The sequence below is a fragment of the Streptomyces sp. NPDC091387 genome (assembly GCF_044756945.1).
Classification (GTDB): domain Bacteria; phylum Actinomycetota; class Actinomycetes; order Streptomycetales; family Streptomycetaceae; genus Streptomyces.
On sequence record NZ_JBIVTZ010000023.1, the window covers coordinates 4,879 to 18,556 of the forward strand.

General features: G+C 71.0%; 10 protein-coding genes and 1 pseudogene. 3 read left to right on the forward strand and 8 right to left on the reverse strand.

All coding sequences use genetic code 11. The features are described 5' to 3' along the window. Positions 1–807: 807 nt before the first annotated feature. Complete coding sequence (locus tag ACIQM0_RS34150; RefSeq protein ID WP_401294319.1) at positions 808–1,644, reverse strand: ABC transporter permease subunit; 837 nt, start codon at positions 1,642–1,644, stop codon at positions 808–810. Continuing rightward, complete coding sequence (locus ACIQM0_RS34155; protein WP_401294321.1) at positions 1,641–2,564, reverse strand: ABC transporter ATP-binding protein; 924 nt, start codon at positions 2,562–2,564, stop codon at positions 1,641–1,643. Before ACIQM0_RS34155 ends, ACIQM0_RS34150 begins: the two co-directional genes overlap by 4 nt. A gap of 227 nt (positions 2,565–2,791) precedes the next feature. Here ACIQM0_RS34155 and ACIQM0_RS34160 point away from each other — a divergent pair, with 227 nt between their 5' ends. Together ACIQM0_RS34160 and ACIQM0_RS34165 are read left to right on the forward strand one after the other, a co-directional pair. Then, positions 2,792–3,565, forward strand: coding sequence for a gamma-glutamyl-gamma-aminobutyrate hydrolase family protein (locus ACIQM0_RS34160; protein WP_401294323.1), 774 nt, complete (start codon positions 2,792–2,794; stop codon positions 3,563–3,565). A 59-nt stretch (positions 3,566–3,624) separates the two neighbouring features. Beyond that, positions 3,625–4,131: a carboxymuconolactone decarboxylase family protein gene (locus tag ACIQM0_RS34165; protein WP_401294325.1), complete on the forward strand. Its 507-nt coding sequence runs from the start codon at positions 3,625–3,627 to the stop codon at positions 4,129–4,131. A gap of 118 nt (positions 4,132–4,249) precedes the next feature. Here ACIQM0_RS34165 and ACIQM0_RS34170 read toward each other — a convergent pair whose 3' ends face one another. The 4 genes from ACIQM0_RS34170 to ACIQM0_RS34185 form a co-directional block, all read right to left on the reverse strand. Further along, a complete protein-coding gene (locus ACIQM0_RS34170) occupies positions 4,250–5,632 on the reverse strand; it encodes an NDP-hexose 2,3-dehydratase family protein (protein WP_401294327.1) in 1,383 nt (460 codons plus the stop codon). Then, positions 5,629–6,609 (reverse strand): dTDP-glucose 4,6-dehydratase, encoded by a 981-nt coding sequence (gene rfbB / locus ACIQM0_RS34175; RefSeq protein ID WP_401294328.1) that lies wholly within the window; start codon positions 6,607–6,609, stop codon positions 5,629–5,631. The genes ACIQM0_RS34170 and rfbB overlap by 4 nt, the downstream gene beginning before the upstream one ends. A gap of 116 nt (positions 6,610–6,725) precedes the next feature. Next, entirely contained in the window at positions 6,726–9,113 is a 2,388-nt protein-coding gene (locus tag ACIQM0_RS34180; protein ID WP_401294330.1) for an ATP-binding cassette domain-containing protein, read from the reverse strand. A 177-nt stretch (positions 9,114–9,290) separates the two neighbouring features. After that, positions 9,291–9,647, reverse strand: a complete 357-nt coding sequence (locus ACIQM0_RS34185; protein WP_401294332.1) for a VOC family protein — start codon at positions 9,645–9,647, stop codon at positions 9,291–9,293. A gap of 161 nt (positions 9,648–9,808) precedes the next feature. On the opposite strand from ACIQM0_RS34185, the gene ACIQM0_RS34190 reads away from it, so the two are divergent. Next, positions 9,809–11,350, forward strand: a complete 1,542-nt coding sequence (locus ACIQM0_RS34190) for an alpha/beta fold hydrolase (RefSeq protein WP_401294334.1) — start codon at positions 9,809–9,811, stop codon at positions 11,348–11,350. Positions 11,351–11,513: 163 nt separating this feature from the next. Here ACIQM0_RS34190 and ACIQM0_RS34195 read toward each other — a convergent pair whose 3' ends face one another. After that, positions 11,514–12,851 carry a nucleotide disphospho-sugar-binding domain-containing protein gene (locus ACIQM0_RS34195; RefSeq protein WP_401294336.1) on the reverse strand — a complete coding sequence of 446 codons (1,338 nt, stop codon included), beginning with the start codon at positions 12,849–12,851 and terminating at the stop codon, positions 11,514–11,516. 68 nt (positions 12,852–12,919) lie between these two features. Continuing rightward, positions 12,920–13,678: pseudogene (locus ACIQM0_RS34200) on the reverse strand (hypothetical protein); the annotation flags it as partial.

The window sequence follows — 13,678 nt, forward strand, 5'->3', positions numbered from 1 at the left end:
GTCCCGGTTCCCGGTTCCCGGCGCACTGCCGCCGGTTCCCGGCGCAGGGCCTTGTTCTCGGGCTGAGGGCTCCTTTGCCGCCGGCGGGGGAATCCACGCTGTTCTTCCCCGTGCCCGTGCCCGTGCCCGTGCCCGTCCGTGCCCGTGCCCGTCCGTGCCCGTCCCCGTGCCTGTGCTTGTCGTGCTGCTCGCGCCGTGGCGGGCAGCACGACGAGCACAGGCACGAAACCGGTTGCGCAGCGTCTCCGGGCTGATCGGTGGATGCCTGCCGGTGTCCTCGAAGGCGCGGTCCGGGTCCGACGGGCGCAGTGCGGCCGTGTGCGCCCCGATCCCGGGCGAGCGGACCGTTATCACCGCAGAAGATCCCCCGGCCCGGCCCGGCCCGGCCCGGCTCGGCCCGGCCCGGCCCGGCTCGGCCCGGCTCGGCTCGGCTCGGCTCGGCCCGGCCGGGCTCGGCGGTGTCCGCCTCCCGGTGTCCGCCTCCCGGGGCCCGGGAGGCGGACACCGCTGGTGGGTCGGGTCCTTGAGGTGCCACCGCTCGGGGGCAGGTTCCCTCCGGCGGTCACCGGTCCAGGGGACGGTTCCGGGGACCGGCCCGGTGGGCGGTTCCGGTCTCGGCGCCGTCCGCGGACACGGCCCCGGTGCCCGCGGAGCCGTCCACCGCGCCCTCACCGGCAGCCTCGGCGGGCACGGCCCGTCGAACAGCGGGGTTGGCCGGGCGCTCCCGCGCGCCGTCAGCGGTGGTATCCCTTCGTCGCGGAGGGATACCACCGCCGGATCGGCGGACATCTGTGGCGGGCGGGGAGGTCAGGCGTCCCTGCGGCGCAGCAGTACCGCGGCGACGGCCAGCAGCACGGCCGTCCACAGGGCGAGGACTCCGATGCCCTGCCAGGGCCCCAGCACGTCGCCGGTGCGCGCCTGCTGCTGGGTCATCATGGTGCCGGCCGCGGTGGGCAGGTAGGCGTAGATGTACGTGCCGATCTTGCCGGGCAGCATCGCGGCCACCGGTGTGAGTACCAGGACGAAGCCGATGACACCGGTGATGCTCGCGGCCGTGTGCCGCACGATCGCGCCGACGGCGAGCGCGAACAGACCGAGCAGGGCCAGGTAGAGGCCGGTGCCGGCGACGGCCTGCAGGACGCCCGGGTCGCCGAGCGCGACCGGTGCCTTCTCCTTCAGGAGCGGCGCGCCGATGAAGAACGAACCGAACGCGGTCACCTCGCCGACGACGAGGACCAGGAGACCGAAGACGGTGCCCTTGGCCGCCAGGACCGGGACGCGCTTCGGGACGGCGAGCAGGCTCGCGCGGATCATGCCCGTGGAGTACTCCGAGGCGATGACCATCACGCCGAGCACGCAGACCGCGAGCTGGCTGAGCAGGATGCCGCTGCCCAGGATCGTGCCGGTCGGGTCCATCCGCATCTCGGCCTGCTGGGACGGTTCGCTCTTGTCCCAGTTCGAGACGCCCATCTGCATGAACAGTGCGGTGAAGATCAGCGTCACCACGACCAGGATGGCCAGCGACCAGAGCGTGGAGCGCACCGAGCGGATCTTCGTCCACTCCGAGAGCATCAGCCGCCGGAAGCTCAGCCTGTGCTGCGTGCCGGCGGCGGACGCCGGGGCGGGGGTGGTCAGGGTGGTCACTTCGCGCCTCCGGTGGTGGGCACGGCGGCGTCGTACTCGACGGCGTCCTTGGTCAGTTCCATGAAGGCGTCCTCCAGCGAGCCGCGGCTGGTGGAGAGCTCGTGCAGGGCCAGGTTGCCGGCGGCGGCGAGTTCGGCGATGCGCGGGGCGTCGAGCCCGGCGACGGCCAGGCCGCCCTCGGTCGCGGTGACCGTGGCGCCCTGCGCCCTGAGCAGCTCGGCGAGCTTCTCCTGCTCGGGGGCCCTCACCAGGACCGACTGCTTGGTGCTGCGCTCGATGAACTCCGCGGTGGAGCAGTCGGCGACCAGCCGGCCGCGGCCGATGACGATGAGGTGGTCGGCGGTCACGGCCATCTCGTTCATCAGGTGGCTGGAGACGAAGACGGCACGGCCCTGGGCCGCGAGCGACTTCATCAGATTGCGGATCCAGAGGATGCCCTCCGGGTCCAGGCCGTTGACCGGCTCGTCCAGGATCAGTGCCGCCGGGTCGCCGAGCAGCGCGGCGGCGATGCCGAGCCGCTGGCTCATGCCGAGGGAGAAGCCGCCCGCGCGCTTGCGCGTCACCGACCCGAGGCCGACCTGCTCGATCACCTCCTGGACCCGGCGCTTGCCGAAGCCCTGGGTCTGCGCGAGGCAGAGCAGGTGGTCGTAGGCGCTGCGGCCGGTGTGCACGGCACGCGCCTCCAGGAGAGCACCGACCGCGCGCATGGGCTGCGCGAGGTCGCGGTAGGCCACACCGTTGATGGTGGCCCGGCCCGCGTCGGGCCGGTCCAGGCCGAGGAGCAGCCGCATCGTGGTGGACTTGCCCGCCCCGTTGGGGCCCAGGAATCCGGTGACCCGGCCGGCCTCGACCGTGAACGACAGGTCGTTCACGGCGGTCTTGCCGCCGTAGCGTTTCGTGATGTTCTTCGCCTCGATCATGGTCACCTCAGGTGAAGGGGCTGCGAGAGATATCGGGAGACAGAAGATCCCGCCCCAGTGGTATCAGGACCGGCATTCCGTTCAGTAGCTCTCCGCCCGGATCCGAGGTTGAACACGGGCCATGGATTCACACCCCGCCAATATTTTTGACGGCAGGCTGTCACCCGGGGACGGTTGTTTCATCTGCTTCTTCTCCTCAGTCGAACCCGGAACCTCCAAGGGCGGTCATGAATTCAACCCCGAATGCCCCGGAAAAGGCGCCCCGGCGGCCCGTCATCGGGATCGTCGCGCGCACCGCACCGGTCACGCTCCAGGGCTCCGGCCTCGTCGTCAGCCTCGCCCTGCAGACCCACATCGCCTACCTCCACGAGGCCGGCTGCGCGCCGCTGCTCCTGCCGCTGCTGCCCGGTGCCGGGGAACTCCTGGACCGGGTCGACGGCCTCCTGGTCCCGGGCGGGCCGGACATCGATCCGGCGCTGTACGGTGAGGCCGCGCACCCGGCCACCCGGGCCATGACCCCGGATGCCGACCGCCTCGAACTGGCCCTGCTCAGGGCGGCACTCGACGCCCGACTGCCCGTCCTGGCGATCTGCCGCGGCATGCAACTGCTCAATGTGCTGCACGGAGGCTCCCTCCAGCAGCATCTTCCCGACACCACCGCTCACGACGGCCACCGTCCCGACACGCCGTCCTTCACCCTCGGACGCCACCCGCTCCGGCTCGTGGCCGGCAGCCGTATCGCCGGCGTCCTCGACGAGGACGAGCCGGAGTCGGCCTGCCACCACCACCAGGCGGTGGAGCGGCCCGGTGACGGTCTCACCGTCACCGCACGGGCGGCGGACGGGACCGTCGAGGCGGTCGAGGTGACGGACCACCCCTTTGCCATCGGGGTGCAGTGGGAAGCCGGGCACACGGCTGACCGGCGACTGCACCACGCATTCGCCGGGGCCGCCGGAGCCACACAGGGAAACAGTTATCTCCCGGAATTCAGCACTACTTGAGAAAGAACAGCCCCTGAGGGCAAGCTGTTTTCCGGTCCCTATCAGAAGGAGAATTACAGATGTCGCCGCGCATGCCTAACCCGTCGCTGGTCGTCCCCGATGTTCTGCCCCCCATGCGGGCCCTGGTCAAGGCCATCAACAGTGTCGGTGTGCCGTTGCAGACGCTCGTTCTCATCCATCTGAGGGTGAGCCAGGTCAACGGCCGTTCGGTCCAGATTCCCGTGAAGAAGCGCGAGTTCGAGGAGGCGGGGGAGGAGGACTTCCGCCTGCCGCTGGTGGAGACCTGGAGGGAGCAGACCTGCTTCACCGACGCCGAGCGTTCGCTGCTCGCGCTGGCCGAGGCCGCCACGCGGATCAGCGAGGTGAGGGACCCGGTCTCGGACGAGGTCTGGGACGAGGCCGCCAGGCACTGGGAGGAGAAGCAACTCGGCGCCGTGGTGCTCCACATCGGCCTGGTGAACCTCTGGAACCGCGTCAACGTCGCCACCAAGCAGCAGCCGGTCGACTGGCGTGTGAACCCCAGGGAGTGGACCCCGATGACCACGCGGCTCGCCGCGACGAAGTAATGGCCCGACCGCCCCGCACCGCACGAAGGCCCTGGTCGGTGGACAATCCCACCGACCAGGGCCTTCGTGCGGTGCGGGGCGTGTGCGAGGCCCCCGGAACTCCGGGGGCCTTCCCGGGTCAGGACGTCCCCGCGCCCGCGGTGGTGAGGACCGCGAGGAGTGTCCGCGCCTGCACGTTCACATAACGGCTGTGTCCGGCCAGCCAGCTGAGCTGGCCCGTGCTCACCCAGTGGAAACCGGGCGGCGTCTGGGCCGGCGTCGTCGCCTCGTCGGTCTCGACGATCAGATAGCGGCTCTCGGCGGCCAGGAACCGGCCGCCCTCCTCCGAGTGGACCGTCGAGTAGCGGATCCGCTCGGGCGAGGCGTTCAGCATCAGGTCGAGGAACGCAGGCCGCTGCCCGGCCGCCAGGTGCGCGTAGTTCGACGGCACGCACTGCACGGTCGGCGCGAGCTCCGCGGTGTCGAGGAAGCCGCCCTCCACACGCGCGTGCACCAGGACGTGCGGGAGACCGTCGAACACGCGGTACGCGAAGGCGACCAGGCCGGGACCGGCCGGCTCGATGATCGGCTGGGTCCAGCCGCGGACCTCACGTCCGGCGCCCTCCACGGAGACCGCCACGACCCGGAAGAACCGCTCGTCCTCGCGGCGGATGGAGTGGGTGTCGCGCCGCCAGCCGGATATCTCGCGCAACGGCATGCGGCGGGCGCGCACGTCCTGGCGGGCCCGCTCGCCGGTGAACCAGGCGAGCAGTTCGGCGTCGGAGGTCAGCGCGCCGGCCTCCTCGGCGGCCATGGGAGCGCTCGCGAGAACGGTGCGCGCGTCCATGTTCACCACGTTGTCCAGGGCGAGCAGCTCCACGATCTGGCCGAGGGTCAGCCAGGCGAAGTCGTCGTGGACCTGGACGGGGACGCCGGCGTCGACCTCCACGATCATGTTCCGGTTGCGCTTCTGGTAGAACCAGGCGCCGTGCTCGGACTGGAGGACGTCGGTGAGGACCCGGTCCCGGTCGGGCTCCAGGAAGTGCTCCAGGTACTTCACGGCCGCGCCGCCGTGGGCCTTGGTGTAGTTGCTGCGGGTGGCCTGCACGGTGGGGGAGAGCTGCACCAGGTTGGGGTTGCCGGGCTCCATCTTGGCCTGCATGAGGAAGTGCAGGACCCCGTCGAACTCCTTGGCCAGGATGCCGAGGATGCCGATCTCCGGCTGGACGATGATCGGCTGCTGCCACCCGCCGTCCGGCCGGATGACGTGCAGGCCCTCTACGGTGAAGAACGCCCCGCTGCTGTGCCGCAGGTCGCCGGTGGCCGGGGCGAAGGACCAGTTGTCGAGCCCGGCGAACGGGATCCGCCGGATCTCGGTGCCGCAGGTGACCCGGTGGAAGCCGAGCCAGTCCAGGGTCTCGGCGGTCGTGCGGTGGGCGCCCCGCGGCGTCGCGGCCGAGCGGGCGAGCCGCTCGGTGACCCCGGCGCGCGAGCGCGGCACGAGCCGGGTCCGGGTGCTCATGCCCGGCCCCCGTCCGCCTTGACCGGCTTCCACCACTGCGGGTTGTCCCGGTACCAGGCGACGGTCTCCGCGAGGCCGCGGTCGAATGAGGTGAGAGGCCGGTGGCCGAGCTCCTCCTCGATCTTGGACTGGTCGAGGGCGTAGCGGCGGTCGTGGCCCTTGCGGTCGCCGACGTGGCCGATCATGTCGGTTCCCACACCGCAGAGTTCGACGAGCCGGTGGGCGAGCGTCAGGTTCGCCACGGCCGATCCGGAGCCGATGTTGTACGCCTGGCCGGCCCGGCCGCCGGTCAGGACCCGCTGCACGGCGCGGCAGTGGTCATCGACGTGCAGCCACTCACGGATCTGCTGCCCGTCCCCGTACACGGGGATGCGGCGTCCTTCGAGGAGGTTGGTGACCGCGAGCGGAATGAACTTTTCGGGGTGCTGATAAGGCCCGTAATTGTTGGAGCAGCGGGTGACCGAGACGTTCAGCCGGTGGGTGCGGAAATAAGCGAGCGCGATGAGGTCGGAGGATGCCTTGGAAGCGGCGTAGGGGGAGTTGGGGAGGAGCGGGGACTCCTCGGTCCAGGAACCCTTGTCGATGGAGCCGTACACCTCGTCCGTGGAGATGTGCACGACCCGCTCCACGCTGGCCGCGAGAGCGCACTCCATGACGGCCTGGGTGCCCTCCACATTGGTGCGGACGAAGTCGGCGCCGCTCTCGATGGAGCGGTCGACATGACTCTCGGCCGCGAAGTGGACCACCGCGTCCTGGCCTTCGAGCACACCGCACAGCAGGTCACGGTCGAGGATGTTGCCCCGGACGAAGGTGAGCCGCGGGTGCGCGGCGGGGAGGTTCTCCCGGGCGCCGGCGTAGGTGAGCGCGTCGAGGACGGTGACGTGCGCGTCCTCGTACCCCGGGTATCCCCCCTCGAGAACGGTCCGTACGTAATGGGAGCCGATGAACCCGGCGCCGCCGGTGACAAGGATTCTCATGAGACCACATCGCAGTCGCAATTCCACGGTCGAAACATGTTCCTGTGCCCTTTTCGTTTAAGGGGATGAAGTGCCGTGCAATGCACGCTAAGGAACTGCCCGAACACGGGCATCTTTCAGATTGCCGGTTCAGCCGCTGAACACCCGACATAGGCCGCCAGGTGTTCACCGGTGAGCGTGGCACGGCCGGCGACGAGCTCGGCCGGGGTGCCTTCGAAAACGATCCGGCCACCGTCCTGGCCGGCGCCGGGGCCGACATCGACGATCCAGTCGGCGTGCGCCATCACGGCCTGGTGGTGCTCGATGACGATGACGGACTTGCCGGCGTCCACGAGCCGGTCCAGAAGCCGGAGCAGCTGGTCCACGTCGGCGAGGTGGAGCCCGGAGGTCGGCTCGTCGAGGACGATCACCCCGCCCTTCCCGCCCAGGTGCGCGGCGAGCTTCAGCCGCTGCCGCTCACCGCCCGAGAGGGTGGTCAGCGGCCGGCCGAGGGAGAGGTGGCCGAGGCCCACGTCGAAGAGGCGCTGCAGGACGCGGTGGGCGGCGGGGACACGGGTCTCACCCGCGCCGAAGAACTCCAGTGCCTCGTGGACCGGCATCGCGAGGACCTCACTGATGTCGAGGCCGCCGAAGAGGTGCTCCAGGACGGACCCGTCAAAGCGCCGCCCCTCGCAGTCCTCACAGGTGATCGCGGTCTCCGCCATCATCGCGAGAGCGGTGTGCACAACGCCGATGCCCTCGCAGGTGGGGCAGGCCCCCTCGGAGTTGGCGCTGAAGAGCCCCGGCCGCACGCCGTTGGCCTTCGCGAAGGCCGTACGGATCGGGTCGAGGAGACCGGTGTACGTGGCGGGGTTGCTGCGCCGGGAGCCCCTGATCGGCGACTGGTCGACGGCCACCACACCCTCCCGGTGCGCCACCGAGCCGTGGACCAGGGAGCTCTTGCCGGAGCCGGCGACGCCGGTGACCACACAGAGCACGCCGAGCGGCAGGTCGACGTCGACGTCCTGGAGGTTGTGGGCGGCGGCGCCGCGGACCTCCAGGTGCCCCGCCGGTTTGCGTACGGCCTCCTTCAGCCGGGCCCGGTCGCCGAGCCGCCGGCCGGTCGGGGTGCCGCTCGCGCGGAGCCCGTCGAGCGTGCCCTCGTACAGCACCCGGCCGCCGTCGGCGCCTGCGCCGGGGCCGAGGTCGACGACGTGGTCGGCGATGGCGATGGTCTCCGGCTTGTGCTCGACGACGAGAACGGTGTTGCCCTTGTCGCGCAGCCGGAGCAGCAGCCCGTTCATACCGTCGATGTCGTGCGGGTGCAGGCCGGTGGTCGGCTCGTCGAAGACGTACGTGGTGTCGGTGAGCGCGGAGCCCAGGTGGCGGATCATCTTCACGCGCTGGCCCTCACCGCCCGACAGGGTGCCGGCGGCCCGCTCCAGGGAGAGGTAGCCGAGCCCGATCTCCACCAGCGACTGCAGGGTGTGCGCGAGAGAGGCCAGCAGCGGCGCCACCGGGGGCTCGTCCAGGCCGCGCACCCAGGAGACGAGGTCCCTGACCTCCATCGCGCAGGCGTCGGCCATCGAGACCCCGCGGATCTTCGAGGACCTGGCCTCGGCGCAGAGCCGGGTCCCCGCGCAGTCGGGGCAGGCGGTGAAGGCGACGGCCCGGTCGACGAAGGCCCGCACGTGCGGCTGGAGCGACTCCCGGTCCTTGGACAGCATCGACTTCCGGATCTTCGGGAGGAGACCCTCGTAGGTGAGGTTGACCCCGTCGACCTTCACCTTGCGGGGATCGCCGTGGAGGAACTCGCGCATCTCCCGTTCGGAGAAGTCACGGATGGGCTTGCGCGGGTCGAGGACGCCGGACTCGGCGTAGACGCGGGTGGTCCAGAAGCTGTCCTGCTTCCAGCCGGGGATCGTGAACGCGCCGTCGCCGACCGCCCGCGTGTCGTCGTACAGCTGGGTGAGGTCGATGTCGGAGACGGTGCCGCGGCCTTCGCAGCGTGGGCACATCCCGCCGTGGTAGACGGCCCTGCGGACGACGATCCGCTTGCCGCCGGCCCTGTCGACGTTCATCGTGCCGCTCGCCGTGCGGCGCGGGACGTTGAAGGCGAAGGCGCTGGGCGGGCCGATACGGGGGGTGCCGAGCCGGCTGAAGAGGATACGCAGCATGGCGTTGGCGTCGGTGGCGGTACCGACGGTGGAGCGGGGATCGGAGCCCAGGCGCCGCTGGTCGACGACGATCGCGGCGGTCAGCCCTTCGAGGACGTCGACCTCGGGGCGGGAAAGCGCCGGCATGAAGCCCCGGACGAAGGCGCTGTACGTCTCGTCCACCAGCCGCCGCGACTCCGCGGCGATCGTGCCGAACACCAGCGAGCTCTTGCCGGAGCCGGAGACCCCGGTGAAGACCGTCAGCCGGTGCTTGGGGATCTCGACGTCGATGTCCTTGAGATTGTTCACCCGCGCGCCGTGCACCCGGATCCGGTCGTGGCGGCGGACGGGGGCGGGTTCCTGGCTCATTGCTCTCCCTCACTGAGGCCTGAGGACCGGGCCGCGGTCGCCCGGCCCGTCAGGCGAGGGTGCTGCGGTGCGCTCGATTCCCGCTCGCATACGGCTCGAGCCCCGCTCGGGAGGAAGCCGAGCGGGGCCCGAGCCGGATTCGAGCGGAAAACGAGGAGGAATCGAGAAGGCTTGGCCTCAGCTGTCCTGGAGCAGCCCGAGAACGTTGCCGTCGACGTCCGTGACGGTGGCGATGAGGCGGCCGCCACCGACATCGGTGGCCGGGTTCCGGACGACGGCGCCCGCCGCGGTCACCTCCGCGAGCTTCGCCTCGATGTCCGGCACGTGCCAGTACGTGACCGGCGCGGACATGCCCTGCGTATCGGCGCCCGGCACCAGGCCGATGTGCTGACCTGCGACGTCGTAGCCGATGTAGAAGTCGGAGACGGTCTGCGGCTTGATACCGAGCAGGGCGGTGTACACGCTCTTGGCCACCACCAGGTCCTTGACGGGATGCAGCACGGTCTTGATTCCCTGGATGGCAGGGTCGGACATGATCACTCCTGAGGTCGGGATCTCGCATTGCATGCTAGGGAAATCCGTCGCCGCCGCGCTTCTTCGATCGTGCTCACCTTCAGTGATTCCAGCCAGCGTTGACCGGAAAAAGAGGTCCCGTTGTCAGGCTGCGAGCGCGTTGTATTCAGAAGGGGATTCACGTGAAGAAGCTCGCATTGGTCACCACCGTAATCGTGACCGGCCTGGTGGGCCCGGCCCTCACCCCGGTCGCGGCGGAGGCCGCCGTCACGCCGGCCGCCGGCACCATCGCATGGGCCCCGTGTCCGGAGAACGACCCGCTCCTGGGCACCATGCTCAAGGGCCTGGACTGCGGCACGGTCGAGGTGCCGCTCGACCACAGCAACCCCGCAGGCCAGAAGATCAAGCTCGCGCTGACCCGCGCCGAGCACACCGTCGCCGCCGCCGACTACCAGGGCGTCGTCATCCTCAACCGCGGCCAGTGGCCCGGCGGTATCGGCCGTGACCTGCCCACGCGATACGCGCAGGGCACCACCGGCCTCGCCTCCGACGTCGGCCCCGCCTACGACTGGATCGGCTTCGACCCGCGTGGCGTGGGCGCCAGCGAGCCGGCCATCGTCTGCGATCCCTCCTACATCAACCCGGGCCAGGCCCAGCCGGACCCGGTCCCCAACTCGCAGGCCACCGAGCAGGCCTGGGCCAACCGCGCCAAGGCGTACGCCGAGAGCTGCGGCCGGCAGTACGGCGACGTGCTCAAGCACCTCACCACCAAGGACGCCGCGCGCGACCTCGACCAGATGCGCATCGCCCTCGGCCAGGAGAAGATCACCTTCTTCGGCACCGACTGGGGCACCTACCTCGGCTCGGTCTACGCCACCCTGTACCCGACCCGGGTCAAGCGGCTGCTCCTGGACAGCGTCGCCAGCCCGAGCGGCGTCGGCTTCCCCAACCAGGTCAGCAAGAACTACACCTCCGAGCAGAACGCCGACCGGTTCTTCGCCTGGATCGCCCAGTACGACAGCGTCTACCACCTGGGCACGACCGCCGCCCAGGTCGAGGCCAAGTACTACGAGGGCCGCAACAAGCTCCGCGCCGCGCCCCTCGACGGCAAGATAGGCCCGGCCGAGTGGGCCGACGTCTTCGAGCCGGTCGTCTACCGGCACTGGACCTGGCTGAACCGCGCGAAGATCCTCTCCGACTTCGTCGTCAACAACGACGCCACGTCGCTGAAGGCGAACTACTCGGACCCGGGCTTCCCGCACCAGAACCGCCACACCATGACCAACGCGGTCAACTGCACCGACGGCCCCTGGCCCAAGGGCTGGAGCTCCTACAGTGCGGCCTACTCGGCCCAGTACGCCCTCGGCGCCAAGTTCCTGACCTGGACCAACGCCTGGTACACCGCACCCTGCGCCTTCTGGCCGGTGCCGTCCCAGACACCCGTACAGGTCGGCAGCAGCAACGTGGAAGTCCTCATCGTCCAGCCGCAGTTCGACTCCGCGCACGGACTCCTCGGCGCCTACGAGACACACGCGCGCTTCCCGGACTCCCGGCTCATCCTGGAGCAGGGCGGCCACAGCGTCGGCGCGGCCCTCTCCGCGAACAACAACGCCTGCCTGAACACCTACGTCAGCAGCTTCCTGCGGGACGGCACCCGGCCGTCCGCCGCGTGGGGTACCGACGCGACCTGCCAGGCGGCACCGGACCCGGTACCCACCGCCTGACCGGAACTCCGGCCGGACACCGGGCCCGCCCGCGCCGCCGGCCCACGATCCGGTTGCCCGCTCCAGGGCACACCGCGGGCCCCGCACGGGCAAGGTGCGGGGCCCGCTTCCGGCGGCCGCCGGGAGCACCACCACCCACCAGGGCCGCCGCGCACCACCGCCCTCAGCGCGCGGCGGCCCCGGCGCCCCGCCGGGCCACCGCCCGATGCGCCGGCACCAGGCCCTCCAGGGTGCGCACCACCTCGTTCGGCGCCGGCATCGCAAGGACCTCCAGCCGCAGCCGCCGCGCGTTGGCCCGGAACGTCCCGTCCCCCAGAAGCCGCAGCAGCGCCTCACGTACCGCGGGACCGTCGGCGTCCGACGGCTTCATGAAGAGCCCCGCGCCCGTCCGTTCGAGGCACTGGAGCTTCAGCGGCACGTCGAACGCCCGGCTGACGAGCAACTGCGGCACCCCGTACCGCAGCGCGCAGCCGAACGACCAGGTCCCGCCGTGGTGCACCATCGCCGAGCAGCCCGGCAGCACCTCCGAGAGCGGAACCGACTCCACCAGACGGGTGTTGGCCGGGACACGGCTCAACTCCTCCTGGGCCTGCCGGGGCAGCGTGAGGACCAGCTCGATGTCCAGATCGCCCACGGAGTCGAGGATCTCCTGCACGCGCCCGGCCGGCAGCAGACTGCGCACCGGCCCGTCGTTGACGTTGTCACCGAAAGTCATCAGGACACGCGGCGCGCGCGGCGGCTCCGCCAGCCAACGGGGCACGACACTGGGCCCGTTGTAGGGGACGAACTGCATAGGGAGCGTCGTCGGCCGCGGATCGGGCCGGAAGGCGGCAGGGAGCGGATCGATCGTGAACTGCCCGTTCACCAGGTCCTCGGAGAACACGCCGCCGTACTTCTCCACCCAGCCCGTCAGCCACTCCTGGAGACCGTCGGCCCGGTCGTCCTGCGGCTGCAGCGCCTTGGCGTGCAGGAAGTCCTCCCGCATCCGGGAGTAGACGTCCACCGAGTACAGCACCCGGGCGTGGGCCGCACCCACGGCGGCCGCGGCGACCGCGCCGGCGAAGGCCTTGGCACCCCACAGCACCAGGTCGGGCCGCCACTCCAGGGCCAGTTCGACCACGTCCTGCATCATGGAGTCGTTCGACCGGCGGGCCTGCGGCAGCACCAGGTCCTCGAAGACCCGCGTGATCTGCTCCCAGCCCAGCCGCTCGCGGCCGGGCCGTACGTCGAACAGCGGATCCAGGCTCCCCGCCCCGGCCGCCGGCACCGGCGGGGCGGCCCCGCGCTCCCGCTGCTGGCGCCGGTCGCCGGCCGCCCGCTCCCGCCCGCTCTCACCGGGCCCCACACCCGCTCCCAGCAGACCGGCGCCGGTCACGGCGCCGAGGAGTTCGGGCCACCCGGCCACCCGCACCTCGTGCCCCGCGGTCTGCAGGGACCAGGCGAGCGGCACCAGGTTGAAGACATGGGTCTTCCACGGGAACGGGACAATGAGAACGCGCACGACGGGATTCCTTCGGTCAGGGAAAGCGGGACGGATGAACGCCCCGCATGCCGGCCCTGCCATTCTGCTCACGCCTCAGGTACGGGACCTCTCCGAGTTTGCCGACTCCCGCTGGTCGCGGCGCTGACCGCGAGCGTGGTGACGACGACCACCAGGACGGCCGGCACGGGACCCGCCAGATCACTCAGCGCGCCCATGACCAGGATCGACACGGCCACACCCGAGGGCAGCAGGGTCGCCCGCAGCGTCACCACCGAGGACAGCTCCCGGGCCGAAGCAGCCGCCAGGAGACGGTTGTTGTAGTGCACGAAGGCAACCTCGAAGAGCATGAGGAAGGCCGCGTACAGCACCAGCGTCGGCACGGTGCTCGCCGCCAGCACCGCCGCGAGGAGCGGCGCCATCGGCAGCACCAGCCACACGGCCGACGGCACATGATCCAGGTACCGCTGGGCCGGCAGGGCGGCCAGCGAACCGGCGAAGACCGCGACCGCCGAGGCCGCGACGAACACCCCCACGAGCCGGGTCCCGCCGTCCAGGAGACGCAGCGGGATCACCGTGACCGCCACGGTGTGGAAGCCCTGCCAGAACGCCACCAGCAGGAAGCGGACGAACAGCCCGCGGACCACCGGGTCCTCCACCCGCAGCCGCGCCCCGGACCCTGCCGGTGACGCGGCGCTCTCCCCGGCCGCCCCGGTCGCGGACGGCAGCGCCCGGGCCAGGAGCGCGGAGAGCGCGAGCGTCGCCACGTTCAGCGCGATCAGTCCGCGCGGCGAGAGCACCGAGGCGGCCGGCCCGGCGAGCGCGGCACCCACACTGACCCCGGTCAA